Raw genomic sequence first — 24,828 nt, 5'->3', positions numbered from 1 at the left:
GCTGATTGAACTGATCGCCCGATTGCGGCAGGAACGAGCGCGAATAGGCTCCGTAGAATGAGACGATGTCCATGGGTTTGAAAATCAGACCGAATCTCGGCGACCATTTGTTGTCGAGGCGGCTCTGGTTCTCGAGCGTGACGCCGTCGTTGAACCTCATGTGGAAGCTGTCGAACCGTACGCCAGCGAGAACATCGAAATATTTGGTCACCTCGATCTGGTCCTGAACATAGGCAGAGCCAATGTCGAGGTTTGTGTTCCAGCGCCGCGTCGCCGCATCAAAGTAGTTGGTGAAGAAGACCGGCGCGTAAACGGTGGGGGCCCAGAACGGAGTCGTGAGTCTTCGCGGCCCGTTGAGTGGGCTGTTGAATTGCGAGATGTCTCTTCCGGTAAAGGTCCATTGATTGCCAAACTCCGTCCCCACGAGCAGCGTGTGGCGAATGTCGGGAGTCATAGCGAAATTATAGGTCAAGTCCGTCTGGTTGAAGATATTGCGTCGCGGCGTCGGCGCGAGGTAACCGTCGAGTCGCGCGACGCCCACCGGCGTAATCGTGATCGGGCTTAGCCCGTTCAGCGCCGGATTGAGTTGTTGCGACATCTGGCCCAGCGTCTGATCCGGGAATGTGTTCTGATACAACTTGTCGTAATTTGCCCAGGCGAGCTGATTACGGATGTTCAACCCGAATTCCGTCGTATGATCGATCACGAGAGCGGCGCGATCCATGTTGGTCCTGGCGTAGTTCACGTCACGCACGGACGGATTGCCGACGCCGAAGAAGGCGGATCGTGGGGTCGGCAATGGATAGCCGGGATAAATGTTCTCGCCGAGGAACTGGAAACCGCCGAATGACGGCACGCCGCGATCCGCCGTGCGTCGATCGCGGAAATGCTCGTAATTGAACAGCACGAAAGTGTTCTCGAAAGGCTTCCAAGACAGCGCCGGATTGACGCCCCAGCGCTCGAGCTTGTCGAAGTCGCGATAGCCGTACGACTGTTCGTAAAGAGCGTTGAGACGCACGGCGAACGTATCCGTGACCGCTCGCCCGAAGTCGGCGGTGACGCGCTTGCGGCCGAAGCTGCCGCCAACGACTCGCAATTCATTTATCGTTTCGCCGTCGGCCTTCTTGGTGACGCGGTTGACGACGCCGCCGCCGCCGCCGCGGCCGAAGATCAGCGCGCTGGGTCCCTTGATCACTTCGACTGCCTGGATGTTATAGAGATCGCGATAGTATTCCGCGTCGTCGCGGATGCCGTCGATATAGAAATCCGCACTTGTGGTCTGTCCGCGAATGGTGATCTGATCGCGGTTTCGTTCGCCCTGCTGCACCGTGACGCCGGGAACGTAGGCCAGCGCATTTTCCAGGGCGAGAGTGTTGCGGTCATCGAGCTGCTGTCGCGTCAGAACAGTGACCGCCTGCGGAATGTCGAGGATCGGCGTGTTGGTCTTCGTCGCCGTCGACATTCTCCCTGCGAAATAGCCATGAACATCGGTCGGGTTACGGCCGACATTGTCGACAGCCGCCGCGAAGGCCGCGCTGCCAGCCCCGGTCGAGGCCGCGCCGACAGTCCCGCTCGAAACGGTAGCCCCTGTGACCAAGGCGGAGCGCACGGGCGCGACCCGAGCGCTGCGTCGTGCGCCTCCAACGTCGATGGGGGGCAACTTTTGGGCGCCGCTCGCGGAGCGCGCCTGCGAGGCGACAGGCTTCGGCTTCGCCTGAGGGGCCGCGCGGGGTTTCTCCGGCGGCGCCTCGACTCGTATCGGTGGCAGGGGCCCGGATTGGGATTGCGCAAGAGCAGGAAGCGTGGGCGTCAGCGCGGCGGCAAGAGTTAGGGCGCCGACCGAAGCCGCGCCTGTCATCCGGTCAAACGCCGCAGTCAGGGAGGAGAGCGTCTGCACTGACAGGGATTGTCTTTGAATCATATTTGCCCCTTCTGCGCGGTTCAATATCGCGATTAGGCAATGGTTAAGGTTTGTCTTTAAAAACTGTCAATTACGACAAGGGGCTAGCATGGAAGGCTTCCAAGTATTGTTTCCGATTGTAACTGAGTGTTGCCGAATTACGACATAAAAGCTCTTTTTTGCTGGAACTCTTTCAAAGACAAAATCGTCACTTTTGTTGACTGTTGCATTCTCGGCACACTCTGAGCATTGCGTCTCACGCCTGATTCTTCTCCTCATGCAAGAGCGCAACAAAAAGGCGGCCCTGCGAACAGGACCGCCAGAAACGTCGCGTCAGATGAAGCGCGCTTACTTCTTCTTGCCGTCGGGGCCGAACTGAACGAGATAGGCCCACACGTTCTCCTGGTCCGCATCGTTGGGCAGGCCTTGGAAGATCATCTTGGTGCCGGGAATCTTCGCCTTCGGATTCTTGATGAACTCCTTGAAGCTGGCCTCGTCCCAGACGATGCCGGAATTCTTGTCAGCCTCGGAATAGTTGTAACCCTCGACGGAGCCCGCCTTGCGGCCCTCGATGCCGTTGAGATGAGGCGCGACGGCGTTCTTGGCGGTTTCTCCGACCTGATGGCAGGCTTTGCACTTCGCGAAGGTTTTTTCGCCCGCGGCTGGATCGCCAGCGGCGAGAGCCTGGCCGGCGGATGCGGCGAGAGCGACGCTCGCGGCGAACGTCAGCAGGGAAATTGTCTTCATCCTTGTTCCTTTCCTCATCCCGGCGTTCGCGACGCGCCCGCCCTTTTTAAAATGCGCCCGGCCAAATATTGGCGCCTCGCCGACGCTCTTTAGACGGGTTGCAAACTACAACGAAGCCGACGTTCAAGACAACTACGCAAGAGGTTACGTTCACTGCTCGGGACATTATCCCGGAAGCGGTGAACGCCCGCTGAACCCAAGGCTTAAGTGACGCGCCGAAGCGTCAAATTGACGCGAACGCCGAGCGCCGCCAGCGCTTCCGGCAAAGGCGTGTTGATCGTCGGCAGAATCCTGTCCACGCCGTGATAGCGTTTCCTCGCAGGTCCAGAGAGCACGAGCGCGTCTCCGGACGACAGCGCGAACGCCTTGGCGCGATCGCCGCGCCGCGTTCCGCCAAGCTTAAAGCGGCAGTCTGCGCCAAGCGACAAAGAGAGAATCGGCGCGGCGAAATCGGATTCATCCTTATCCTGATGAAGGCCCATGCGCGCCGTTTCGTCATAGACGTTCACTAGACATGCTTCAGGCGGCTTGTCGTAATGCGCGAGTTCGTTCCAAAATTCGAGAAGCCTTTGCGGCATCGCCGGCCAGGGATTCCCGGTCTGGGGATGGCGCGGCTCATAGCGGTAGCCCTCTTCCTTATCGCTGACCCAGCCGAGCGCGCCGCAATTGGTCATACGCACCGACATTGGGGCGCCGGTCTTGGGCATGGTCGAGACATAGAGCGGCGCGGCCGCGATGACCTTTGCGATCTCTTCCGCCAGAGCCGTTTGCGCCGCTGCGTCGAGAAAGCTCGGATAGTGGAACGCGCCGGGCGCGATTTCAGCCATGCAGCGACATGTGGCGCCGAACGGGCGTTTCGTCCATCAATGTCGGGACGCCGCCTGCGAACGCCAGCGAGAACAGAGCGCGGCTGCGCAGAACGAGGCTAAAGCAGCACAGTCTTCGACGCCACCGTCGAATCGGCGTTGAGCTGGTAAATGATCGGAACGCCGGTCGTAAGTTCCAGCGTGGTCACAGACTCGGGCGTCATCTGCTCCAGCACCATGCAGAGCGCGCGCAGCGAATTGCCATGCGCCGCGACCAGCGCCCGTTCGCCACGCATCACCGGCGGCAGAATGCGCTGGACATAGAAGGGCACCACCCGCGCGACCGTGTCCTTCAGGCTCTCGCCGCCTGGGGGCGGCACGTCATAGGAGCGTCGCCAAAGGTGCACCTGCTCTTCGCCCCATTTGTCGCGCGCCTCGTCCTTGTTGAGCCCGGAAAGATCGCCGTAATGGCGCTCGTTCAACGCGCGGTCCTTGATGGTCGGGACACTCGTCTGGCCCAGCTCCTCGAAAATGAGATCGATCGTGTGTTGCGCGCGCAGCAAAGCGGAGGTGAAGCCGACGCTGAATAGAATGTCCCGCTTCTTCAGCTCGCGGCCGGCGCGGCGCGCCTCTTCGATGCCAAGCGGCGTCAAATCGGGATTTTTCCAACCAGTGAAAAGGTTTTTGGCGTTCCACTCGCTTTGACCGTGGCGAACCAGAACGAGAGTGCGATTCATGCTCATAAATTCTCGTCGATATCAGGCGCCGGTAAGGCCAAGCACGTCGGCCATGGAGTAGAGCCCAGGGGCCTTTCCGCGCGTCCATAGCGCCGCGGCCAGGGCGCCGCGGGCGAACACGCCCCGATCCTCGGCGCGGTGCGAGAATTCGATGCGCTCGCCGGTCCCGGCGAAGACGACCGTGTGATCGCCGACGACCGTGCCGCCGCGCAGGCTCGCAAATCCGATCTCGCCGATCCGCCGCGGACCTGTCAAACCGTCGCGCCCGCGCGCGCTGTTCTCGCCAAAATCGATCCCGCGACCGCGCGCGACCGCCTCGCCGAGCAGCAGCGCCGTTCCTGATGGCGCATCGACTTTGAGGCGGTGATGCATCTCGACGATCTCGGCGTCCCACGCCGGTCCGAGCGCGCGCGCCGCGCGTTCGATAAGCACGGCGAGGAGATTGACGCCGAGGCTCATATTGCCGGAACGCACGATCGCCGTTTCCCGCGCGCATTCGGCGATGGCGGCGAGATCCTCCTGAGACAGTCCTGTCGTGCCGATAATGAGAGCCACCCGGGCCCGCGCCGCCGCCCGAGCCATTTCCACGCTGGTGCTCGGAGACGAAAAGTCGACGATCGCGTCAGCGTCGCCGAGGGCGGCCCCGACGTCGCTCGTGATCGGCACGCCGTTCGGCGCGGCGCCGCCGCTGTCGGCGCCGAGCGCCGCGGAGCCGGGATGCTCCAGGGCGGCAGTCAATCGGACGCCCAAAGTATCGGGGATGATCTGTGTCAGCATCCGGCCCATGCGGCCCGCCGCGCCGACTACCACCAAACGCAGTTCGTTCATGTTCAGTCGCCCTCGCCTCCCGCAGCTTAGCGGCTTCGATTCGCTTTTCGTGACGCGCCATTTTCCTATACAGGCGAGGCGCCGCGATGAGAAGCGCGCAGCTTGGGCCCGGCGTCGGACACTGCCCGAACGGGCGGTTATTTGGCTTTAGGGCGAAAGCTTTTGACAAGCGCCGGATCGGTCTCGATATAGGCCGCGCCGATAAGATCGAGGCAGTAAGGCACCGCCGGCATGACGGCGTCGAGACAGAGTTCGATCGCCCTTGGCTTGCCCGGCAGATTGATCACGAGACACTTGCCGCGATGGGCGGCCAATTGTCGCGACAGGATCGCAGTTGGCGTCTGCGCCAGCGAAACCTGTCGCATCCGCTCGCCAAAGCCGGGCAGCTCGCGCGGGCAGGCCGCGAGCGTCGCTTCGGGCGTCAGATCGCGGGGGCTCGGGCCTGTGCCGCCGGTCGTGACGATGAGGTCGCAACCGACAGCGTCGGCCAAGTCGATAAGCGTGTCGCGCACGCTTTCAAGCCCATCAGGGATGATCCGCCGCTCAATCCGGAAGGGCGTCGTCAGCGCTGCGCGCAGATAGGCCTCGATCGCCGGGCCGCTCTCATCTTCATAGACGCCGGCGCTCGCGCGATCCGAGGCGGTGACGACGCCGATGATCGCGGCGCGCTTTTCGTCTGTCATTGCGAGTCTCCCGGCGCGCATGTTTGCCGCCTCCGCTCGCTCTTGTCACTCCCCCACGCCGCAGCGCTTAAGCTAGTATAGATTGCACATATATCGCGCAAAAGGCAACTCTGCAAAGACATATAGCGACAAGAAATTGAATAAATCGACTCAATATCGAGAATATTGTGCGCTGCGACGAACATATACGCCAGGATATTGGCAGCACATATTTTGCCACATTTCACAATTAACTAATTTGTCTTCGCCTCCATTCAGACGGATGGAAACTGTGCGCTTGACGAAGCGAACGCGCTCGTCAGCATCCTTCACGCATTGTGCGTAAGCGGAGCAATCCTGAATGAATCGTATCTGTGGCGTACTGACGATCCTTGCACTGACGACCGCGCCGGCTCTGGCGCATCACCATCACGCCTCCCGCCATTCTTCGCCCCATGCCTCGCGCCACGCCTCGCACCAGGCCTCGCGCCACGCGGAGGCTTCGCAGGGCTTCACCGCCAACGCGTCATTCTATGGCGGCGGCCCGCGCCGCTACGAACCCAACTCTCACACCGCCAACGGCGAACTCTTCAACATGTGGGACATGACGGCCGCCCACCGCACCCTGCCGATGGGCACGCGTCTGCGCCTGACCTACGCCGGGCGTTCGGTGGTGGTGCGCATTAATGACCGCGGACCGGCGGTCTGGACCGGGCGCAGCCTCGACGTGTCGCGCGGCGCGGCGACCCAGCTCGGCCTCATCGAACGCGGCACCGGACAGGTCCGCGTCGAGGTGATCGGAAAGAGCTAAGCAATTTAAAGCGCCCGGCTTCGGCCGGGCGCCTTCGCCGCCGTTGACATATCGACATATTCATCTTATGTCAGCCAGCGTGACTGAACGCACCACCGTCCGACTACCCGACGATCTCCTTCGTCGTGCGCGCAAGAAGGCGGCGTCCGACGATCGCACTTTGACGTCGATGATCGAGGAAGGGCTTCGCCTCGTCCTTGCCGGAGAGCGTCCCCCGGCGCCGGCGGCGCGCTATGCGCGGGTCAGCCGAGAGACTGGAGGGCCGGCGGCCGGCGTTGATTTTCCCAGAATGCGCGACGTCGATGAGCAGGATGACGTCGAGCGTCGCGCGCGGTTCAAATCGCAAACTGGCGGCTCGGAAAGTTGAGTCTCGCCGACGTCAATGTGCTCGTTGAAGCATTCCGTAGCGATGCGCCGCGACATAGAGCCTGTCGCAAATGGCTCGATGACGCTTTCGATCGTCGCGCGCCCTTGGCCGTATCGCGTCTCGTGTTAAGCGCGGTCGTGCGAATCACGACCAGCCCGAAATTCTATCAGTCGCCAAGCGCGCTCGATGAGGCGTTCGGTTTTTGCACCGACATATTGGCGCAGCCCAACTGCCGTCTCGTTGAGCCAGGCGACAGTCACTGGCGCATATTCGAGCGTTTGTGCATCGAGACAAACACGCGGGGGCCCATGGTGACCGACGCATGGTTCGCCGCGCTCGCCATCGAATGGGATTGCGAATGGATCACGCTCGACCGGGATTTTGCGCGCTTTCCCGGCCTGAAATGGCGGGCGCCATAGAGGTTAGAGTATCCGTTATGCGCAAGGGGCGTTTTGGGCCCATGGGCGGTTGTTGCGCAAGAGGGCGTTGGCAAGGACGACGAGCTTGCGCATGACGGCGGTGATGGCGAGCTTGGCTGGTTTTCCGGCTTCGACGAGCTTTTGATAAAGCGCTCGACTGTCTTTGTTGAACCTGCAAGCGACGAGCGCCGGCATATAAAGGGCCTGTCGAAGGAAGGCCCTGCCGCCGCGAATGTATGCGTGGCCTTTCCATGAGCCGGATTGTCTTTGCACGGGCGCGAGGCCAGCGAGGCTTGCGGCCTGTTTGCCTTCGAGGCTCCCAAGCTCCGGCATTTCGATCAGCAAAGCGAAAGCGGTGATCTTGGAGACGCCCGGGATGGAGAGAAGAATCTCGAACCGGCGAGAGAGTTGCGCGTCATCGAGGATGAGCTTTTCGATCGCGGCGTCGATCTCCTCGCGTTTGACGTCAATCTCCACGAGGCGCTTTTTGTTTTGCTTTTCGAGCAGGGCAAGCGTGATCGCCTTAGCGCGGTTTTTGGCGGCGGTGCGGTCCTTGATGAGCGCGGCGCGCGCCAGATGCAGCTCCTTCAGTTCAGCGATGGTCTGGCTGACGCAAGGCCGTGGTTCGAGGCCGAGAACCTCGCCCATGCGCGCGAGCATGGCGGCGTCGACGCGATCGGTTTTGACGAGCTTGCCGGCCGCCTCGGCGAAACGGCGCGCTTGGCGGGGATTGACCTTGGCGATCGGCACGCCGGCGGCGTCGAGCGCGCGTTCGAGCGCACGGTGATAGGGGCCTGTTGGCTCGAACACAACGCTCTTCACCGGCGCGGCGGTCAGCCATTTGAGCAGGGCTTTGCGGCCGGTCTTGTCATTGGCGAAACGGCGCGAGGCGCCATCGGCAAGGCGGTGGACATCGAGAAAATCTTTCGAGACATCGACGCCAAGGGTAGAAGGATGCATCTTTTCCGCGCCTCTGCTTGTCATTCGGGCCAAAAGCCCGAGTATCCGTCCAGGCCAAAGGAAAAGACGAGGGCGATCAAACTCTAACTCGACCCGTCAAACGGTCCGCAGGTTCCCGATCCGTCCCTCGCCGCTGACGAGAGGGCAGCAACCCTCTCCCAGCGGTTCCTTCTCGCCCAAGCGGCGCGGAAAGTCATAAGACAAGCTAAGACGGCAGATGCCATCTCAACGACGCGCATTGCGTCACCTCACGAAGCAATCGGTTGAAATTTAACTTAAGGTATTAGATTTTGAAAATTAATGCGGTAACGGCAGGTGAACGAGAACGAAATTTCGATTCTTGTCAAAAAAGATCAACTCGTCGGCAGCCATTCTCACCCCCAACCGAACCGGAAGTCCCACGTTCGCAGCTAAGGACATAAGCAAATTGCGTGGAAGCGTCCCACCTCGGATCTGCTCCAATAAGGTTCGATGGGTACGTCTCATAAGATTTAAGAAACGGACAAAACGAAGAGCATGGCCAGAGGTTACCAACCCTCCTCCCGGCGGCATAAAAACTCGACCATCGATTTGGAAAAAAGTGGACATCCCGCATTTTCTTAATTCGTACATCTCGTCAGCCGTGTAACTGTTAGTCGTGCCAATGACACCTTTTAATTCATACCGAAGTATGTCTGACGGACTTGTACGAAACAGTATTTCCAGAAACATCTGCATTGTCCATGTCCCATGCGGTTGGATGTCGAGAAGAACTGCATGATTTCTATTGAGATACGCGAAAAGCAAATTGCCTGTGCGCCGAGCACTGTCCGGTGTCGAGAAAATCCGGCCGAGATGGAAATGATTTATCTGCCAATCATTAAACATCAAATCGGCTTTTGGGTTGGATCTGTCGTCGCGGATGCTGTCGCTCAGCCATGGCGATACATCATCACCTAAGCTAATTGCGTCAGCGATTTGGCCAATCGATGGGAAACTACTCCGTTTAGCAAACACCTCAGGTGACATCGTCACGTGGCGGGATCGACGATGCACTCTCCGAGCTCGGAAATGAATCCAATCCAGAATTGCGCGCCATAGGTCAGTCGACGAATCAAATGGTCCAAAATCAATCTCGACCAATCGCTTCAAGTCGATTTCAGTCTCGTCTACGACATTCATTAATGTCCTTACCATGCCGATTTGGTATGCAGATCAACATTCATCTTTATTTGGCGACATAAATCTCAGCGCCCTTTTCCAAAAATTCCGCGCTCTTTTCGGCCATGCCCTTCTGGCGTTCGATCTCTTTCGCTTCTTCGCGCAGGTCGCGGGTGATCTGCATCGAGCAGAATTTCGGGCCGCACATCGAGCAGAAATGCGCGACCTTATGCGCCTCCTTCGGCAGCGTCGCGTCGTGGAATTCGCGCGCGGTGTCGGGATCGAGACCGATCTCGAACTGATCCTCCCAGCGGAAGTCGAAACGCGCGCGGCTCATCGCGTCATCGCGTTCGCGCGCCGCCGGATGGCCCTTGGCGAGATCGGCGGCGTGCGCCGCGATGCGATAGGTGATGACGCCGGTCTTGACGTCGTCGCGATCCGGCAGGCCGAGGTGCTCTTTCGGCGTTACGTAACACAGCATAGCGGTGCCGAACCAGCCGATCATCGCGGCGCCGATGCCTGACGTGATGTGATCGTAGCCCGGCGCGATGTCGGTGACGAGCGGGCCGAGCGTATAGAACGGCGCCTCGCCGCAGACTTTCAGCTGCTTGTCCATATTGGCTTTGATCTTGTGCATCGGCACATGGCCGGGGCCTTCGATCATCGTCTGACAGCCCTTGTCCCAGGCGATCTTCGTCAATTCGCCAAGCGTCTCCAGCTCGGCAAATTGCGCCGCGTCATTGGCGTCGGCGTTGCAGCCGGGGCGCAGACCGTCGCCGAGCGAGAAGGACACGTCATATTTGCGCATGATGTCGCAGATCTCGTCGAAGCGTTCGTAAAGGAAGCTCTCCTTGTGCTTCGAGAGACACCAGCGCGCCATGATCGAGCCGCCGCGCGAGACGATGCCGGTGACGCGATTGGCGGTCAGCGGCACATAGGCGAGACGCACGCCGGCGTGGATCGTGAAGTAGTCCACGCCCTGCTCCGCTTGCTCGATGAGCGTGTCTTTAAACACTTCCCAGTCGAGCTTCAGCGCATCGCCGCCAACCTTTTCCAGAGCCTGATAGATCGGCACGGTGCCGATGGGCACGGAGGCGTTGCGGATGATCCAGTCGCGGATGTTGTGAATGTTGCGGCCGGTGGAGAGGTCCATCACCGTGTCGGCGCCCCAGCGGATCGCCCACACCATCTTTTCCACCTCATCCGCAACGGAAGAAGTAACGGCCGAATTGCCGATATTGGCGTTGACCTTCACCAGGAAATTGCGGCCGATGATGACCGGCTCGAGCTCCGGGTGATTGACATTCGCCGGAATGATGGCGCGGCCGCGCGCGACTTCCTCGCGCACGAATTCGGGCGCGACGAATTCGGGAATGGCGGCGCCAAAGCTCTCGCCGTCGGCGATGCGTTCTTTCGCGACGTCAAGCGCGCGCTCGCGGCAGAGGTTCTCGCGATGCGCGACATAGATCATTTCTTCCGTCACGATCCCGGCGCGGGCGAACTCGAGCTGAGTGACGGGGCTGGTCCCGGCCGCCCGATAAAGCCCGCGCGCGGCGGGGCATGGCGGCACGAGGCGCTCGCCTTCGGCGAAGCCGTTGTCCTCTGGCTTGACGCCACGTCCTTGATAGGGCTCCAGACCGGCGCGCGTCGCGAGCCAGGGACGCGCCGAGGGCAATCCCGCCGAAAGATCGGGCGTGAAGGATGCGCAGGTATAGGGTCCTGACGGGTCGTAGACCCGAAGCGGCGGCTCGCCCGACGATGGATCGAGCGCGATCTCGCGGTAGGGAACGCGAATGTCGTCGCGTTCCTTCGGCGAGGAATAGACCTTGCGCGATTTTCCGATCGGCCCCGTGGTGACGCTCGCCGGCATACGCTTGTCGTGGATGTTCATGATCGCGCTCCTTCATCGCGCTTCGTCAAGGGAAGCGGACGCTGAGTCAGGAAGACGAAGGGAGGGATGCGCTATCATTGCGACGACGCGAGGCGCGCCGTTCGCTCTTTCGCTGGCCTTCCCTACGCCGGCATGACCCGGATCAGGTTCGACGGGTGCTTCTCAGCCGCGCTTGCGGCGCCCCTCGCCATTATGGAAAAATTACCGCGTTCACACTCGTGTCGCAAGCTCGCGTGGCGATACCGGCAAAATAGCGTATAGCCCGACGAGCCCAGACATATGAGGAATTTCAATTTCCAGGGCCTGACGTCGGAGGAAGCCGAGAGGCGTCTTGCCGAATTCGGGCCCAACGAGCAGCCAAGAGCTCCCCCGCCGGGCATATTCGCGATCGCGCTGCGCACGCTGAAAGAACCCATGTTCTTTCTGCTTGCGTCCGCCGCGTTGCTCTACCTTTTCGTCGGCGATCTGGGCGAAGGCCTGTTCATGGTCGCCGGCGCAGGCGCGTCGATCACTCTCGTTGTTCTGCAGGAGCTGCGAACCGAGCGCGCCCTTCAAGCGCTCAACCGACTGGCCGAACCAACCGCGACCTGTCTGCGCGACGGCGTCGAACGGCGCATCCCTGCCCGCGATCTCGTTCCCGGCGACCTCATTCTCGTCGGCGAGGGGGAGCGCGCGCCGGCGGACGCGCTGCTGATCGGCGGCGACGCGCTCGTCATCGACGAGTCCCTCCTCACGGGCGAGTCAGCCCCGGTGACGAAGACTCTCGCAAGCGAAGACCGCTCGGCGGAGTTTCCCGATCCTGGCGGCGAACATACGCCCTTTCTTTTTGCGGGAACCATGATCGCTCGGGGATCGGGATTGGCCGAGGTCGTGCGCACCGGCGCGCGCACGGCGATGGGCCGTCTTGGCGCCTCGCTCGCCGCGATTGAAGCCGAGCCAAGTCCTCTGCAGCAAAGAACCGGCAGGCTGGTCGCCATGCTCGGCGCCTTCGCGCTCATTTTTTGCGTGCTGGTGTTCCTTGCCTACTGGCTGGTGCATGGCGACTGGTTCGAGGGCGCCATCGCTGGCATAACGCTCGCCATCGGCCTTTTGCCGGAAGAATTTCCGATGGTGCTCGCGATCTTCCTCGCGCTCGGCGCTTTTCGACTGGCGCGCCGCAACGTGCTCGTGCGTCGTTCTTCGGTGACCGAGACGCTGGGCTCTACGTCGATTCTCTGTGTCGACAAGACCGGAACGCTGACGCAGAACCGCATGCGCGTCGCATTCGCTATTTCCGAAAGTGACCAGGCGATCGATGCGCCGCTCACGGATGCGGGGCAACGCCTGCTCACCCGCGCCGCCTTGCGCGCCTCATCGGCAAATCCAGTCGATCCGATGGATCGCGCCGTGCACGCCTTCGCGGCGGAGGCGGGCGTCGCATCGGAAGCCGTACCCCTCTGCAGCTTCCCGATCCGCCCGGACCTCCTCGCCTTCATTCAGTGCTGGCGCGATGAGTCGGGAGAGAGCTATGCCGCGAAAGGCGCGCCGGAAGCAATCTTCAAACTCGCGCGAGTCTCGGACCAAGAACGCGCACGCCTTCAGACGAAAATCGACGATCTGGCGCGTCGCGGCCTTCGCGTGCTTGGCGTCGCGACGACGGCGCCGCTGCCGCAAGCGCCGCCGCCGGAAGTGGCGTCATTCAATTTCATCGGTCTGCTGGCCTTTGAGGATCCGCTTCGCGAGGATGTCCCCGCAGCCGTCGCGGCCGCGCGGCGCGCGGGAGTCGCGGTGGCGATGATCACGGGCGACTATCCTGCGACGGCGCTGGCCATCGCGCGGCAAGCGGGCATCAATTCTGAAGCCGGCGCGCTCACCGGCGCTGAGATCGCGGCGACGCCGAACGAACTTCGTCCTGAAAAAATCCGCAACATGCGCGTCTTTGCCCGCGTGACGCCGACAAGCAAGCTGGCGCTGGTCGAGGCGTTCAAAGCCGACGGCCATATCGTCGCCATGACCGGCGACGGCGTCAATGACGGGCCGGCGCTCGCCGCCGCGCATATCGGAATCGCCATGGGCCAGCGCGGCTCGGATGTCGCGCGCGAGGCCGCGCATATCGTGCTGCTTGACGACAGCTTCGCCTCGATCGTCGCCGGCGTGGCGCTGGGGCGGCGCATCTTCGCCAATCTCCGCCGCGCGCTCACCTATGTGACGGCGATTCACATTCCGATCGCCGGCGTCGCCCTGACGCCAATCCTGCTGGGGCTGCCGCCTCTGCTGCTGCCGGCGCATGTCGTGCTGATGGAGCTGATCATCGATCCAACCTGCGCACTCGTTTTCGAGTCGCAGCCTATTGAGGCCGACGCCATGCTCAAACCGCCTCACCGGCGCGATGAGCCGCTTTTTGGTTCGCGCGAACTCTGGCTCGGTTTCGTTCAGGGCTTCGTCGTCTTCCTGACCGTGATGTCGGTCTACATCATTGACGATGGATTTGGCGCGCCGGAGCCGCAGGCGCGCGGTCTCGCTTTCGCAACCCTTGTCGTCAGCAATCTCGTGCTCGCGCTCTCGGATGCGCTTCCGCGCGGCGCGTCGCTGTTTTCGCGTGACAATCTGCCGTTCTGGGGCGTCGCCTTCGCGGCCGCTGCGATGTTGACGGCCAGCCTTTACGCGCCTGTCATCTCGGAGCTTCTGCGCTTCGAGCCGCCGACTTGGCCAAAACTGGTTCTGGCGCTGACGCTCGCAGTGATTGCGGGAAGCTGGCACGGCGTTTGGCGTCGGTTGCTCTATCCGGCGCCGCGCGCGCCGCGAGAAGACGCGGCCCTTACTGTCGATTTGCGCTGAGGCGCGCAATGCGCAAACAGCACATGTGTTGCAAAGACGTTACAGGGAGGAGAAATCTTTGCTTGTGAAGGCGAATTTGCGCCTAAAATCGAGTGGGTCTTGTAATGTTTAACACACTGTAAAAAACGCGTCGAACTTCGGCGCGATATGCGAATGCCCGCCGATGGCGAGGCTCAAGAGACGGTTCGCCTCGGGACTCGCCGACAATGAAAAAATCAAATTCGCGCAGCTTCCTCTTCTCGCTGACCGCAATCGCAGCGCTTGCGCCGTCCCTCTCCTTCGGCGCCGACGGCTATTTTCTTACAGGCTTTGGTCCGCGTCAGAGAGCCTTAGGCGGCGCTGGCGTCGCGGACTCGCGAGACGCAATGGCCATGTCGATCAACCCGGCTGGCATTGTCGGACTCGACCGGATGTTTCAACTCGGAATCGGCGCGAGCCTGCCCGAGCGCGGGTATTCGACCATTGGGCAGCCGGTGGTCCTGGCGCCTGGCGATGTAAGGAGCGGTCGACCGATCTTTCCGGTGCCAAACGGCGCCTATGTCCAGCCAATCGATGCCGAATCCGCATGGGGCGTCGCCAATTACGGCAACGGCGGCCTCAATACCGCCTATGACTTTGGGCATTTCAAGCCTCCGGTCAAAGCGGGCCCGGGCGGTGTGATTACGGTCTCTCCTTCGTTCGGCGGCGTGCTTGGCGGCGGCTGGGCGGGACTCGATCTTCAACAATCGTTTGTGAGCGCCACCTACGCCCGAAGATTCGGTCCGATTACTATTGGATTTTCGCCCACGATCGCGGTTCAGATGTTGAATGTGCAGGGATTGAAAGTCCTCTCTCCCTACTCCTCCAACATGTACAACTTTTCCGACATGGCCTATGATTGGTCGGTCGGGGGCGGGTTCCGCGTCGGCTTCGAGTGGCGTGCGACGGATCAACTGCGCTTTGGCCTCGCCGGCGCGACTCCCATGTTCATGTCCAGATTTCAGAAATACAGAGGACTTTTAGCGGACCAAGGCAGTTTCGACATTCCGGCGAACGTGATCGCCGGCGTCGCCTATGACGTGCTGCCCAACCTCACGCTGATGGCTGATTGGAGACACATCTTCTACTCAGCGACGACCGTAGGCAATCAGAGCTTTCCCATTTGGTACGGGTCGTTCGGTTCATCCGGCGGGCTTGGATTCGATTGGCGTGACACCGACTCCGCGTCATTGGGCGCCGAATGGCGCGCCACGCCAAAGCTGGCCTTGCGCGTTGGCTACCACTACTCAACTGTCCCGGGCAGAGAGCGCGCCGCCACGCTTGCCGCGCTGGCGCCTGCTGTCGCCGCTCACTCCGTTACTGGCGGCTTCGGCTATCAGCTGACGAAAAATTCATCGATCGATTTCGCCGCCATTTATGACTTCAAGAATTCGGTCAGCTACTTCGAGAACGTTCCCTTCGTCGGCCGGGCGTTCTCTCCCGCAATTCCAATAAATCTGCTTCCCCATTATAATACAAACGCTGTCATCACCGCCTGGGGACGCGCCACCCAGTTCACGGTCGGCTACAACTACAAATGGGATGCAGGCGATACTTCCTGGATCCCCAGTCATTTCTGAAAACTAGCGCTCCCTGACGGCCGCAGCGATCGGCCCGCCTGGCGCGCCTCCTAAAAGGAGGCGCGCCTTTTTTGCATCTCGCCTCAGCCGACGACGATCTTTGGCGCCGCGCGTGTTTTCTGCGTTTCGAGCAGCGTTTTCACCTTCGCCGCGAGACTGAGATAGACCGCGGCCTGCGGGCTATCGGGCTCGGCGCCCACGACGGGAGTCCCGGCGTCCGAGGTTTGACGGATCTTGATGTCGAGCGGCGCCTCGCCAAGAAAAGGCACGCCCATCTGTTCGGCGTCGTGGCGCGCGCCGCCATGCGCGAAGATCTCCGAGCGCCCGCCGCAGTGGGGGCACAGGAAGTAGCTCATATTTTCGATGACGCCGAGGATCGGCGCCTCGACTTTCTGGAACATCGACACGGCGCGGCGCGCGTCGATCAGCGCCAGATCCTGCGGCGTCGAGACGATCACCGCGCCGGCGAGCGGGACCTGCTGCGCGATGGTGAGCTGAACGTCGCCCGTCCCCGGCGGCATGTCGATGACGAGCGCGTCGAGCTCTCCCCAGGCGACTTCGCCGAGCATTTGCGAAATCGCCTGCGACACCATCGGACCGCGCCAGACCATCGGCACGTTCTCGTCGACAAGAAAACCCATCGACATGATCTTCACGCCATAGGCTTCGAGCGGCGCCAGCTTGCCGCCTTCGACCTTGGGTTTGTCAGTCAAGCCGAAAAGCCGCGGCATCGACGGGCCATAGACGTCGGCGTCGAGCAGGCCGACGCGCCACCCCTGAGCGGCGAGGCCGAGCGCCAGATTGGCCGACGTGGTCGACTTGCCGACGCCGCCCTTGCCCGAGGCGACGGCGATGATGAAGCGGATTTTTTCGAGCGCCGGAATTCCGGCTTTTTGCTGAGGCGGCGGCGCGCCGGGCCCATGCGCATGGGCATGGGCATGGGCTTGAGCCCGAGGCGGCGGCGCCTCAGGGCGCGAGGCGCGTTCAGCCGTCAAGGTCACGACCGCCTGCTCGATGCCGGGCGCCGCCTTGATCGCGAGCTCGGCTGCGACTCGCGCGGCCTCCCAGGCCTGCGTCTGGCTCGGATCGCCGGCCAGCGAAACGAAGGCTTTGGCGCCCGATAGGTTGACGCCGCTTACCGCGCCGGCGAGCGGGGCTCCGCCCGGCCCGTAGAGCCCTTCCAGAGCCTTCAAAATGTCAGCTTCCGTCGCCACGCGCCCGCTCCTTGCCCGTTTAGAGCTGTTCCAGGCAAGGCATATGCCGCGATTAGCGCCCCCCGTCCATCGGCGCGCCGCAACAATCGCCCTCCTTCTGCACGGGCGGGCATGAAACGTCGCCATAGGAGCAGAACACGCAGCAGTCTCCCGTCTTTGGCCTCAGCCGCGCGCCGCATCCGACGCAGACATGCACGACGACGCAGGCGTCCTGCGGCATATCGAGCGTTTCCGCGCGCGCGCAGTGCGGACAGGTGAGAGTCGATTGGAGCTGCAAATCGCCCATTGTTACACGAACATCATCGCCGGATGTTCGATGACATGTTTGAATTCCGCCAAGAGCTCGGCGCCGAGCGCGCCGTCGACGGCGCGATGATCGCAGGACAGCGTCACGCTCATCATTGTCGCGACAATCGGCGCGCCGTTCTTCACGACCATGCGCTGCTCGCCCTGCCCGACCGCCAGGATCGTCGACTGCGGCGGATTGATCACCGCCGTGAAACTCTGCACGCCATACATGCCGAGATTGGACACCGCCGACACGCCGCCTTCATATTCTTGCGGCTTCAGCTTGCGCGCGCGGGCGCGCCCGGCGAGCTCCTTGATCTCCTCGGAAATCTCGCGAACCGATTTCGCCTGCGCGTTCCGGATGATCGGCGTCACGAGCCCGCCGGGGATCGACACGGCGACGCCGATATCGGAGGATTTATGGCGCAGCAGAGCGTCCGGCGTATAGGTGACATTCGCTTCGGGCTTGCGCTGCAGGGCGATGGCGAGCGCCTTGACCACGTAATCATTGACCGACGTCTTCCATGTCGGTTTGCCGTCCGACCCGAGCCGCGCGGCGGCGTTGAAATCCTCGCGCAGGCGCAGCAGCGCATCGATCTCGCAGTCGACGTTGAGATAGAAATGCGGAATGGTCTGGATCGATTCCGTCAGCCGGCGCGCGATCGCCTTGCGCACATTGTCGTGCGGGATTTCCTCGTAAGAGCCGGCCTCGAAGAATTTACGCGTGACGTCCGCCGAAGGCGCTGCGGCGAGCGGCGCCGCCTTCGTCGTCTCTCCGCGCGCGAGCGCCGATTTGACGTCGCGTTCGATGATCCGGCCGTGCGGCCCCGAGCCTTGGAGGGCGGAGAGATTGAGCCCGCCCTCCTTCGCCAGACGGCGCGCGAGAGGCGAGGCGAAGATGCGGTCGCCGGCGGCGAAGTGAGCGGGAGCGTTCATCGTGCGGAATCGCCTTTGGCGGCGGAAAGTTCGCTATATATTAGAGGCCTTGCGAAGAGCAGTCCATGAACGCGCCGCGCCGAGCCGATAAATCAGCCGAGGGAAAGATGGCCGCGAGCCGGCTTTACGACCAGGATTTCTACGCATGGGCCAATGAGCAGGCGGCGCTGCTGCGCGCCGGCAAGCTCGGCGAGGCGGATATCGAGCATATCGCCGAGGAGATCGAGAGCTTGGGCAAGACCGAAAAGCGGGAATTGGCCAGTCGCCTCAAAGTATTGATTCTTCACCTTCTGAAATGGCGACACCAGCCGTTCAAGCGAACGCCGAGCTGGGAAGTGTCGATCAAAATTCAGAGACATGAACTCGTCGAGCACCTCGTCGACAACCCAAGCCTTAAGCCCGTAATTGCGAGCGTCCTGCAAAAAGTCTATCCGGACGCCGTTCTGGGCGCCGTGCTCGAAACGGGCTTTCCCGAGTCGATTTTTCCCGAGACCTGCCCATGGACTTTCGAAGAGATGATGGCCGAGGACTTCTGGCCGGAGGGGTGATGCGGGGGGCGTATCGAATGTTGAATCGGAACGTGGTCATCTCCAGAGGTCTTCGATGAACTCACATGGAACGGGCAGCGTGCGTTCCTCGCCCCATCGATCCGTGCCGAAGGGATGTTTAAGCGGGATCATCCGAAGTTGGCCCTTCCACAGGCCAGAATGACACCTTCCGATCACAAACGGATAATCGGGCCAATCCACCAAGAACACATAGGTCTGACCGTCCATAAGAATCGCGCCCCAATAGCGAACATAGGGCAATGGATGTGTGGCGCTCACAACCTCGCGTTCAATTTCGAAGGCCTTCGAAAGCCACCTAAGGATGCTGTCTGTTGTTGTCCCTAAGCGCTTGGCGATAGCGCCTGGCGCTTCTCCCGCACGAAACCTGTGCAGGATATAAATATGTTTCCTCAAGGAGGGTTGGAGATCGGACGATTGAGTTCCGATCGATTCGAACGCACGCGGCTCCTTTGGCTTGATAACGCCCCGCGATCGTAACCGGCCGCGAAGTGACGCAATAGGAAAATCGAGTTCGGCCGCAATATCGGACAAGGCATTTCCAGCTTCGAACATCTTAATAGCGATGGGCATTAGAGATTTAAGTCGCCTCTCTTGTCGGTAAAGTTGCGCCTTTCGGCGTCGTTCTTTTTCGATCTTGTCCATTGGTCCCGCGCATCAATTTTGCAAAATGATCGTTGCCAACGTATTTTGTAAATTACTCACTCGCCTCTTTATCAGGCATTCTAGTTTCGTGCGGGCGTTGAATGAGATGGAAATGTGGAATACTCGATCCATCCCATGAATGTAATCGACTCCTACAGACGTGGCAGTCCTCAAAATCGTGATCGCGATGGCTGATGCGGGTATAGGTCACTTCATAAATTGCGCCGCAATTTGAACAGATGTACTTTTCCATGTTGTCCTCTTTTCTTTGATGCAATGTGCATCGTTAGAGAGGCCCTCTATAGAAACCAAATTTCGTTGGAATGGAATATGTATTCAATTTAACTCTATCAGAGTCTCGTATTATGAAGCTCCATTAGGCCACCGTCCCTTTCGGATCGTGGTCGGAAGCGAGGTTCAATCACCGATACATCACCGCCTTCGCCGCCGTGACGACTTCCGCCACGCTCGGCAAAGCGAGCTTTTCAAGATTGGCGGCGTAGGGCATCGGCGTGTCCTTGCCGGTGACGCGCAGCACCGGCGCGTCGAGGTAGTCGAAGGCCTCCTGCTGCACGCGCATGGCGATCTCGGCCGATATTCCACACTGCGGCCAGCCTTCTTCGATCGCGACGCAGCGGCCGGTCTTCTTGACGGACTCGATGATCGTCGCCGTGTCCATCGGACGTAGCGTGCGCAAATCGATCACCTCGGCGTCGATCCCCTCTTTGGCGAGTTGCTCGGCGGCCTGCAGCGCATAGGTCATGCCGATCGAGAAGGAGACGAGCGTCACGTCCTTCCCGGGCCGGGCGATGCGCGCCTTGCCGATCGGCAAGACGAAGTCCTCCAGCGCCGGCACTTCCGACGTCTTGCCGTAGAGAATCTCGTTCTCGAGAAACACGACCGGATTGTTATTGCGGATCGCCGCCTTTAAGAGGCCCTTCGCGTCGCTGGCGTTTGACGGCGAAATCACGATCAGCCCCGGCACCTGCGAATACCAGGCGGAATAATCCTGGCTGTGCTGCGCGGCGACGCGCGCCGCCGCGCCATTCGGCCCGCGAAAAACGATCGGACAGTTGATCTGTCCGCCGGACATGTACAGCGTCTTCGCCGCCGAATTGACGATGTGGTCGATGGCCTGCATCGAAAAATTGAAGGTCATGAATTCGACGATCGGCCGCAGCCCAGCAAACGCCGCGCCGACGCCAACGCCGGCGAAACCATATTCGGTGATGGGCGTATCGACGACGCGCCTGGCGCCGAATTCTTGCAGAAGGCCCTGCGTGACTTTGTAGGCGCCCTGATATTCGGCGACCTCCTCGCCGATCACGAAGACGCTCGGATCGCGCCGCATCTCTTCGGCCATGGCGTCGCGCAAGGCTTCGCGCATGGTCATCGACACCATCGTCGTGCCTTCGGGAACCTCCGGCGCGACGCGCGGGGACGGCTGCGCGGCGACGCTCGTCGCCTTGGGCGCGGGCTTCGCGGCCTCGACGGCGGCTTTGGTCGCGGCCTTATTGGCTTCGCCGGGTTCGTCCTGCGGCGCGGTCTGGCCTGGAACCGGCGGCGCCGCCTCGGCCTGTTTTTGCGCCTTGTCCTCTTCGCCGACGCGATCGGCCGGCGCGTGGTCGGCGGTGTCGGCGACTTCCTCGCCCTCCTCGGCGATCACCGCGATCGGCGTGTTGACGGCGACATTCTCGGTGCCGCCGGGAACGAGGATGCGCGCCAGCACGCCTTCATCGACGGCCTCGACCTCCATCGTCGCCTTGTCGGTCTCGATTTCGGCGATGACGTCGCCGGCTTTCACCGCGTCGCCTTCGTTCTTCAGCCATTTGGCGAGCTTGCCCTGCTCCATCGTGGGAGACAGGGCGGGCATGAGGACATTGACGGTCATTGACTCAATCCCTCACGCCAGCACGTCCGTCCACAATTCGCTCGGGTCCGGCTCCTTGTCCGCAGTGGCGAAATCCGCGGCTTCGGCGACGATCTTGCGCGCATTGGCGTCGATCTTCTTTAGCGCGTCCTCGCTGACGCCGTCGGCGATCAGCCGCGCGCGGACTTGCTCGATCGGATCGTGCTCCTCGCGCATCTTCTGGACTTCTTCCTTGGAGCGGTATTTCGCGGGATCGGACATCGAGTGGCCGCGATAGCGATAGGTCTGCGCCTCTATGAGATAGGGGCCCTTACCGGCGCGGCACCATTCGATCGCCGTGTCCGCCGTCGCCTTGACGATGCGCACGTCCATGCCGTCGATCTGCTGGCCGGGAATCGCGAACGCCGCGCCGCGCTTCGAAAAGTCGATCTGCGCGGAGGCGCGGGAGATCTCCGTGCCCATCGCATAGCGGTTGTTCTCGACGATGAAGACGACCGGCAGTTTCCAGAGCGCCGCCATGTTGAAGGCCTCGTAAACCTGGCCCTGGTTGGAGGCGCCTTCGCCGAAAAACGTGAGGGATACGCGCCCGTCGCCGCGATAGGCGTTGGCGAAGGCCACCCCCGCGCCGATCGGCGCCGGCGCGCCGACGATGCCGTGCCCGCCATAGAAATTCGCTTCGCGCGAAAACATGTGCATCGAGCCGCCCTTGCCCTTGGAATAGCCGCCGCGCTTTCCGGCGAGCTCCGCCATGACGCGCCTGGGCTCCATCCCCGAGGCGAGCATATGTCCGTGGTCGCGGTAGCTCGTGGTGAACTGGTCGCCGTCGCGCGCCGCCATCTTGACGCCGACGACGACGGCTTCCTGGCCGATGTAGAGGTGGCAGAATCCGCCGATGACGCCCATGCCATAGAGCTGTCCGGCCTTTTCCTCGAATCGCCGAATGAGCAGCATGTCGCGAAAGGCGGTGAGTTCTTGCTCGCGAGTGAAAGGCGGGACTGTTGACGCGCCCGCCGCGCCGCCGCCGCTTTCCTCGACCATTCACCGCTCCCGTCGCTAAGCTTCGCCGTGCAGACTAATCCAAGACGTCGCCGAAAACGAGCGTCTCGCGCTGGCGTTCAATTTGGGGAGCGCGCTAGCGCGTGTCGAGCTGCGACTGGAGTTCCTCAGCGAAGGCGGCGATTCTTTTGGCGTTCACGCCAAAGTCATGACGTCCATAACGCGACGCTGAGCGCAGATCGATGCGCGTCTGGCCGGGCAGCGGCTTGAAGCGGACCGTGATGTCGTCGTCAAATCCCATGACGAGCGTTTTGTCGATGAAGTCGATATGACCGTCGCCGCTGCGTCCGCCCGGCGGCCGCTTGTCGACGAGCGTCCAGCCGCGGGCTTTGGCCGTCTTCAGCACCAGAGCAAAGGCCTCGTCCGTGTCCAGATCGACGACGATCGGTTCGACGTCCGGATAGGCCGGCCGCTGCGTCTCCCGCGCGCGGGACGGGAGGCCAGGAGGCTGGAAGCCGCTGCGCGCCTCGAAGGCGGCTTTGGAGAAGGAGAAAAATGGCGGATCGGCGACGTCCGTCGAAATGTCGGATAGCACCGGCAGACGCACCGCCTCGAAAGCCAGATAAGCCGGGTAGCCCAGCGTCAACGCCGCGATGACGAACGCGGTCGCCGCCGCGCCGGCGCCGCGCCGTCCTGTCCGCCAAATCACGCTGCAAGCGGCGCAAAATAAAAGCAGCGCGATCAGCGCCAAGGCCATGGCTCCGCCAAGCGAGGCGAGCGCCGACGCCGGGTCAAGGGCGCCAAGTCGCCCCAGAAGGATCGCCAAAATCGCCACAGTCGCGGCGAAAATCGCGAACCGTCGGCTCCAAAGCGCGACTTTCGACCAGGGCTCGGGCGGAAGATGACGTCGCATCGGTTCAAAGACTCGCGTGACCGCCGCCTCGGGGCGGCTCGGGCGCATTTTTCGCAATTTCACGGCGAATGCAACGGCTCTCGCGCATTTGAAAAAAAGTCGGGCGGGCGCCGCCTCCGCGCCGGTTCCTTAGCGGCGCGTTAACTTGCCGAGGACAATCCTAGGAAAACGCCCCTTGAGTTCCCCTCCTGTCGTCGAGCGCGCCCATGTCCGACAAGTATTCCGTCGAGTTTAACGAGCCCCAATCCGGCGGCCATCCCCATGACCTTCTCGCGCGGCTTTACCGCGAGATCGGCATTTCCGCCGTCGCCGCAGCGCTGGAAGTTGAGCAATTCGCTCAGCATGAGACGGCGGCGGTCGCGCGCCTCGACGACCACCGCCCGCCCGCGATGCTTCTGGGCGACGAACTCGCCGCCTGAGCTGGGGCCAAGCAGGGCGGCCACCTTTACACGGCCTTTACGGCCGCCGTTCGCCGGCCTGCTTCCTTGTGACCCCGGGCCCCTATATGCTTCGGGCAGGAGGACAACGCCATGCGCAAGGCTGTCGCCCTATTCCTGCTCATCGTCGTCGCCACGGTTGGTCTGACAACCGCCGCCGCTGCCGACGTACGCGTGCGTGGCGCGCACGCCCGGGTTCATCGTGTCGCGCCGCCGCCGCCATATACTACTGATGACGGCTATTTCTCCGACTATGTGACCGGACCGACGGGGGCTCCAACCCCCGTCATGCAAGTGCCGGGCTCCACGAGCGTCATCACGCGAAAAATGATGGACGACTTCCAGTCGCGCAATCTCTGCGACGCGCTGCGGCTAGCGCCGGGGGTCAGCGGCGGAGGCTGCTAGAGTCCACCGTCATTCGCATGTGTCCGCTTACGTCGGCCTGTCCAGTCGATGTGCGTCAGTCGAAGAGTTCAGGGCGGCGAAGACGCAACGCCTGAACGAGCGCGAGCGTTTTCATGTCGACGAAGCCGTCCGCCGCCATCAATGCGGCGAGTTCCTTGAGCCCCAGTTCGACGACGCGAACCTCTTCGTCTTCATGTGTGACCCCGCCGCCGTCGCCGACGCGATCCTCGGCGCGGTATTCGGCGAGATAAAGCGTCATGCGCTCGGTCGAGACGCCCGGCATCGACCAGGCGGTCGCGACATGTTCGAGCGCGCCAAGCCGCAATCCGCCTTCTTCGAGCGCCTCGCGTTTTGCCGTGGCGACCGCATCATCCTCACCCTCGACGAGACCGGCGATCGCTTCGAGCGAATGCGTCGCGCCGACGGCGATCAGTTCCGGGGCGCGCAGCTGCTCCACGAGCAGCGCCGTCTTGCGCGCGGGATCGTAGGGCAGCACGGCGGCCGCGCAGCCATGGTCCTCGACATCGCGCAGGAAGGTTCTTCCGTCCGGCATGCGGATGGTCGCGATCGACATCGTCGCCCAGCGCTGGTGCGTTTGTTCGAGTTTGACGACGGAAGGCTTCATGGGGATATTAATCTCTTGCCGCAATCTGAAATCGAATAGGCCAAAAAAAAGGGGCAAGAGCGCGGCTCCTGCCCCTTTACTGATTGTCTCAGCGCGCGTCAGCGGTCATTCGATGATGCTGGCGACGACGCCGGCGCCGACCGTTCGGCCGCCTTCGCGGATGGCGAAGCGCAGCTTCTCCTCCATGGCGATCGGCACGATCAGCGCGACCTCCATCGTCACATTGTCGCCCGGCATCACCATCTCCACG

25 protein-coding genes, 1 pseudogene and 1 riboswitch are annotated in these 24,828 nt (G+C 61.9%); of the genes and pseudogenes, 7 read left to right on the top strand and 19 right to left on the bottom strand.

Annotation, left to right across the window (positions count from 1 at the left end; all coding sequences use genetic code 11):
- From ACR65W_RS08660 to mog, 6 genes are all read right to left on the bottom strand, one after another.
- Window positions 1-1,921: TonB-dependent receptor domain-containing protein (locus tag ACR65W_RS08660; RefSeq protein WP_434502517.1), on the bottom strand; the 1,921-nt coding region annotated here is incomplete at its 3' end.
- Window positions 1,922-2,248: 327 nt separating this feature from the next.
- Window positions 2,249-2,647: a cytochrome c-554 gene (locus tag ACR65W_RS08655; protein WP_434499099.1), complete on the bottom strand. Its 399-nt coding sequence runs from the start codon at window positions 2,645-2,647 to the stop codon at window positions 2,249-2,251.
- Window positions 2,648-2,850: 203 nt separating this feature from the next.
- Window positions 2,851-3,474, bottom strand: a complete 624-nt coding sequence (locus tag ACR65W_RS08650) for an alpha-ketoglutarate-dependent dioxygenase AlkB (protein ID WP_434499098.1) — start codon at window positions 3,472-3,474, stop codon at window positions 2,851-2,853.
- A 98-nt stretch (window positions 3,475-3,572) separates the two neighbouring features.
- Window positions 3,573-4,196: a 2,3-bisphosphoglycerate-dependent phosphoglycerate mutase gene (locus ACR65W_RS08645; RefSeq protein ID WP_196399943.1), complete on the bottom strand. Its 624-nt coding sequence runs from the start codon at window positions 4,194-4,196 to the stop codon at window positions 3,573-3,575.
- A gap of 15 nt (window positions 4,197-4,211) precedes the next feature.
- On the bottom strand, window positions 4,212-5,018 hold the full coding sequence (gene dapB, locus ACR65W_RS08640; RefSeq protein ID WP_434499097.1) for a 4-hydroxy-tetrahydrodipicolinate reductase: 807 nt from the start codon (window positions 5,016-5,018) through the stop codon (window positions 4,212-4,214).
- A gap of 137 nt (window positions 5,019-5,155) precedes the next feature.
- Window positions 5,156-5,701: a molybdopterin adenylyltransferase gene (gene mog, locus ACR65W_RS08635; protein WP_434499096.1), complete on the bottom strand. Its 546-nt coding sequence runs from the start codon at window positions 5,699-5,701 to the stop codon at window positions 5,156-5,158.
- Between the two features lie 340 nt (window positions 5,702-6,041).
- Here mog and ACR65W_RS08630 point away from each other — a divergent pair, with 340 nt between their 5' ends.
- The gene (locus tag ACR65W_RS08630; RefSeq protein ID WP_434502515.1) at window positions 6,042-6,491 is read left to right on the top strand and encodes a septal ring lytic transglycosylase RlpA family protein; all 450 of its coding nucleotides are present in this window, start codon (window positions 6,042-6,044) and stop codon (window positions 6,489-6,491) included.
- A 103-nt stretch (window positions 6,492-6,594) separates the two neighbouring features.
- Here the strand turns inward: ACR65W_RS08630 and ACR65W_RS08625 are convergent, their stop codons facing one another.
- On the bottom strand, window positions 6,595-6,837 hold the full coding sequence (locus ACR65W_RS08625; RefSeq protein WP_434499094.1) for a hypothetical protein: 243 nt from the start codon (window positions 6,835-6,837) through the stop codon (window positions 6,595-6,597).
- Window positions 6,838-6,854: 17 nt separating this feature from the next.
- Between ACR65W_RS08625 and ACR65W_RS08620 the strand changes: the two genes are divergently transcribed.
- Window positions 6,855-7,277 carry a type II toxin-antitoxin system VapC family toxin gene (locus ACR65W_RS08620; RefSeq protein ID WP_434499093.1) on the top strand — a complete coding sequence of 141 codons (423 nt, stop codon included), beginning with the start codon at window positions 6,855-6,857 and terminating at the stop codon, window positions 7,275-7,277.
- A 15-nt stretch (window positions 7,278-7,292) separates the two neighbouring features.
- On the opposite strand, the gene ACR65W_RS08615 is transcribed toward ACR65W_RS08620, so the two are convergent.
- The 3 genes from ACR65W_RS08615 to thiC all read right to left on the bottom strand — a co-directional run bounded on the left by ACR65W_RS08615 (window position 7,293) and on the right by thiC (window position 11,268).
- The gene (locus ACR65W_RS08615; RefSeq protein WP_434499092.1) at window positions 7,293-8,237 is read right to left on the bottom strand and encodes an IS110 family transposase; all 945 of its coding nucleotides are present in this window, start codon (window positions 8,235-8,237) and stop codon (window positions 7,293-7,295) included.
- A 297-nt stretch (window positions 8,238-8,534) separates the two neighbouring features.
- On the bottom strand, window positions 8,535-9,398 hold the full coding sequence (locus tag ACR65W_RS08610; protein ID WP_434499091.1) for a hypothetical protein: 864 nt from the start codon (window positions 9,396-9,398) through the stop codon (window positions 8,535-8,537).
- Window positions 9,399-9,444: 46 nt separating this feature from the next.
- Complete coding sequence (thiC, locus tag ACR65W_RS08605; protein WP_434499090.1) at window positions 9,445-11,268, bottom strand: phosphomethylpyrimidine synthase ThiC; 1,824 nt, start codon at window positions 11,266-11,268, stop codon at window positions 9,445-9,447.
- A 101-nt stretch (window positions 11,269-11,369) separates the two neighbouring features.
- Window positions 11,370-11,463: riboswitch (TPP riboswitch) on the bottom strand.
- Between the two features lie 84 nt (window positions 11,464-11,547).
- Here thiC and ACR65W_RS08600 point away from each other — a divergent pair.
- Together ACR65W_RS08600 and ACR65W_RS08595 are read left to right on the top strand one after the other, a co-directional pair.
- Window positions 11,548-14,085 (top strand): cation-translocating P-type ATPase, encoded by a 2,538-nt coding sequence (locus ACR65W_RS08600; RefSeq protein ID WP_434499089.1) that lies wholly within the window; start codon window positions 11,548-11,550, stop codon window positions 14,083-14,085.
- 206 nt (window positions 14,086-14,291) lie between these two features.
- Window positions 14,292-15,683, top strand: coding sequence for an OmpP1/FadL family transporter (locus tag ACR65W_RS08595; protein WP_434499088.1), 1,392 nt, complete (start codon window positions 14,292-14,294; stop codon window positions 15,681-15,683).
- An 83-nt stretch (window positions 15,684-15,766) separates the two neighbouring features.
- On the opposite strand, the gene ACR65W_RS08590 is transcribed toward ACR65W_RS08595, so the two are convergent.
- The 3 genes from ACR65W_RS08590 to ACR65W_RS08580 are packed head-to-tail and all read right to left on the bottom strand — an operon-like array spanning window position 15,767 to window position 18,121.
- Window positions 15,767-16,897 carry a P-loop NTPase gene (locus ACR65W_RS08590; RefSeq protein WP_434499087.1) on the bottom strand — a complete coding sequence of 377 codons (1,131 nt, stop codon included), beginning with the start codon at window positions 16,895-16,897 and terminating at the stop codon, window positions 15,767-15,769.
- A gap of 52 nt (window positions 16,898-16,949) precedes the next feature.
- Window positions 16,950-17,183, bottom strand: a complete 234-nt coding sequence (locus ACR65W_RS08585) for a GDCCVxC domain-containing (seleno)protein (protein ID WP_434499086.1) — start codon at window positions 17,181-17,183, stop codon at window positions 16,950-16,952.
- Window positions 17,184-17,185: 2 nt separating this feature from the next.
- The gene (locus tag ACR65W_RS08580; RefSeq protein WP_434499085.1) at window positions 17,186-18,121 is read right to left on the bottom strand and encodes a 2-oxo acid dehydrogenase subunit E2; all 936 of its coding nucleotides are present in this window, start codon (window positions 18,119-18,121) and stop codon (window positions 17,186-17,188) included.
- Window positions 18,122-18,186: 65 nt separating this feature from the next.
- On the opposite strand from ACR65W_RS08580, the gene ACR65W_RS08575 reads away from it, so the two are divergent.
- Window positions 18,187-18,669: a DUF29 domain-containing protein gene (locus tag ACR65W_RS08575; RefSeq protein ID WP_434499084.1), complete on the top strand. Its 483-nt coding sequence runs from the start codon at window positions 18,187-18,189 to the stop codon at window positions 18,667-18,669.
- Window positions 18,670-18,705: 36 nt separating this feature from the next.
- On the opposite strand, the gene ACR65W_RS08570 is transcribed toward ACR65W_RS08575, so the two are convergent.
- From ACR65W_RS08570 to ACR65W_RS08555, 4 genes are all read right to left on the bottom strand, one after another.
- Entirely contained in the window at window positions 18,706-19,332 is a 627-nt protein-coding gene (locus ACR65W_RS08570) for a hypothetical protein (RefSeq protein WP_434499083.1), read from the bottom strand.
- Window positions 19,333-19,753: 421 nt separating this feature from the next.
- A complete protein-coding gene (locus tag ACR65W_RS08565; RefSeq protein WP_434499082.1) occupies window positions 19,754-21,223 on the bottom strand; it encodes a pyruvate dehydrogenase complex E1 component subunit beta in 1,470 nt (489 codons plus the stop codon).
- Between the two features lie 12 nt (window positions 21,224-21,235).
- Window positions 21,236-22,240, bottom strand: a complete 1,005-nt coding sequence (pdhA, locus tag ACR65W_RS08560; RefSeq protein ID WP_434499081.1) for a pyruvate dehydrogenase (acetyl-transferring) E1 component subunit alpha — start codon at window positions 22,238-22,240, stop codon at window positions 21,236-21,238.
- A 94-nt stretch (window positions 22,241-22,334) separates the two neighbouring features.
- Entirely contained in the window at window positions 22,335-23,111 is a 777-nt protein-coding gene (locus tag ACR65W_RS08555; protein ID WP_434499080.1) for a DUF1499 domain-containing protein, read from the bottom strand.
- 206 nt (window positions 23,112-23,317) lie between these two features.
- On the opposite strand from ACR65W_RS08555, the gene ACR65W_RS08550 reads away from it, so the two are divergent.
- Entirely contained in the window at window positions 23,318-23,530 is a 213-nt protein-coding gene (locus ACR65W_RS08550; RefSeq protein ID WP_434495035.1) for a hypothetical protein, read from the top strand.
- A gap of 111 nt (window positions 23,531-23,641) precedes the next feature.
- Window positions 23,642-23,953: a TonB-dependent receptor plug domain-containing protein gene (locus ACR65W_RS08545; RefSeq protein WP_434499079.1), complete on the top strand. Its 312-nt coding sequence runs from the start codon at window positions 23,642-23,644 to the stop codon at window positions 23,951-23,953.
- A gap of 55 nt (window positions 23,954-24,008) precedes the next feature.
- Here the strand turns inward: ACR65W_RS08545 and ACR65W_RS08540 are convergent, their stop codons facing one another.
- Complete coding sequence (locus tag ACR65W_RS08540; RefSeq protein ID WP_434499078.1) at window positions 24,009-24,578, bottom strand: NUDIX domain-containing protein; 570 nt, start codon at window positions 24,576-24,578, stop codon at window positions 24,009-24,011.
- 105 nt (window positions 24,579-24,683) lie between these two features.
- Window positions 24,684-24,828: pseudogene (tuf, locus tag ACR65W_RS08535) on the bottom strand (elongation factor Tu); the annotation flags it as partial.

This window comes from Methylocystis sp. (assembly GCF_051062815.1).
Classification (GTDB): domain Bacteria; phylum Pseudomonadota; class Alphaproteobacteria; order Rhizobiales; family Beijerinckiaceae; genus Methylocystis.
The sequence above is the reverse complement of the archived record's forward strand: the minus strand, read 5'-3'. Positions and strand labels throughout refer to the sequence as shown.

Coding starts and splice junctions, on each gene's coding strand:
- ACR65W_RS08655 (WP_434499099.1), bottom strand. CDS start 2,647: ATGAAGACAATTTCCCTGCTGACGTTCGCCGCGAGCGTCGCTCTCGCC.
- ACR65W_RS08650 (WP_434499098.1), bottom strand. CDS start 3,474: ATGGCTGAAATCGCGCCCGGCGCGTTCCACTATCCGAGCTTTCTCGAC.
- ACR65W_RS08645 (WP_196399943.1), bottom strand. CDS start 4,196: ATGAGCATGAATCGCACTCTCGTTCTGGTTCGCCACGGTCAAAGCGAG.
- dapB (WP_434499097.1), bottom strand. CDS start 5,018: ATGAACGAACTGCGTTTGGTGGTAGTCGGCGCGGCGGGCCGCATGGGC.
- mog (WP_434499096.1), bottom strand. CDS start 5,701: ATGACAGACGAAAAGCGCGCCGCGATCATCGGCGTCGTCACCGCCTCG.
- ACR65W_RS08630 (WP_434502515.1), top strand. CDS start 6,042: ATGAATCGTATCTGTGGCGTACTGACGATCCTTGCACTGACGACCGCG.
- ACR65W_RS08615 (WP_434499092.1), bottom strand. CDS start 8,237: ATGCATCCTTCTACCCTTGGCGTCGATGTCTCGAAAGATTTTCTCGAT.
- ACR65W_RS08610 (WP_434499091.1), bottom strand. CDS start 9,398: ATGAATGTCGTAGACGAGACTGAAATCGACTTGAAGCGATTGGTCGAG.
- thiC (WP_434499090.1), bottom strand. CDS start 11,268: ATGAACATCCACGACAAGCGTATGCCGGCGAGCGTCACCACGGGGCCG.
- ACR65W_RS08600 (WP_434499089.1), top strand. CDS start 11,548: ATGAGGAATTTCAATTTCCAGGGCCTGACGTCGGAGGAAGCCGAGAGG.
- ACR65W_RS08595 (WP_434499088.1), top strand. CDS start 14,292: ATGAAAAAATCAAATTCGCGCAGCTTCCTCTTCTCGCTGACCGCAATC.
- ACR65W_RS08585 (WP_434499086.1), bottom strand. CDS start 17,183: ATGGGCGATTTGCAGCTCCAATCGACTCTCACCTGTCCGCACTGCGCG.
- ACR65W_RS08580 (WP_434499085.1), bottom strand. CDS start 18,121: ATGAACGCTCCCGCTCACTTCGCCGCCGGCGACCGCATCTTCGCCTCG.
- ACR65W_RS08575 (WP_434499084.1), top strand. CDS start 18,187: ATGAACGCGCCGCGCCGAGCCGATAAATCAGCCGAGGGAAAGATGGCC.
- ACR65W_RS08570 (WP_434499083.1), bottom strand. CDS start 19,332: ATGGACAAGATCGAAAAAGAACGACGCCGAAAGGCGCAACTTTACCGA.
- ACR65W_RS08565 (WP_434499082.1), bottom strand. CDS start 21,223: ATGACCGTCAATGTCCTCATGCCCGCCCTGTCTCCCACGATGGAGCAG.
- pdhA (WP_434499081.1), bottom strand. CDS start 22,240: ATGGTCGAGGAAAGCGGCGGCGGCGCGGCGGGCGCGTCAACAGTCCCG.
- ACR65W_RS08555 (WP_434499080.1), bottom strand. CDS start 23,111: ATGCGACGTCATCTTCCGCCCGAGCCCTGGTCGAAAGTCGCGCTTTGG.
- ACR65W_RS08550 (WP_434495035.1), top strand. CDS start 23,318: ATGTCCGACAAGTATTCCGTCGAGTTTAACGAGCCCCAATCCGGCGGC.
- ACR65W_RS08545 (WP_434499079.1), top strand. CDS start 23,642: ATGCGCAAGGCTGTCGCCCTATTCCTGCTCATCGTCGTCGCCACGGTT.
- ACR65W_RS08540 (WP_434499078.1), bottom strand. CDS start 24,578: ATGAAGCCTTCCGTCGTCAAACTCGAACAAACGCACCAGCGCTGGGCG.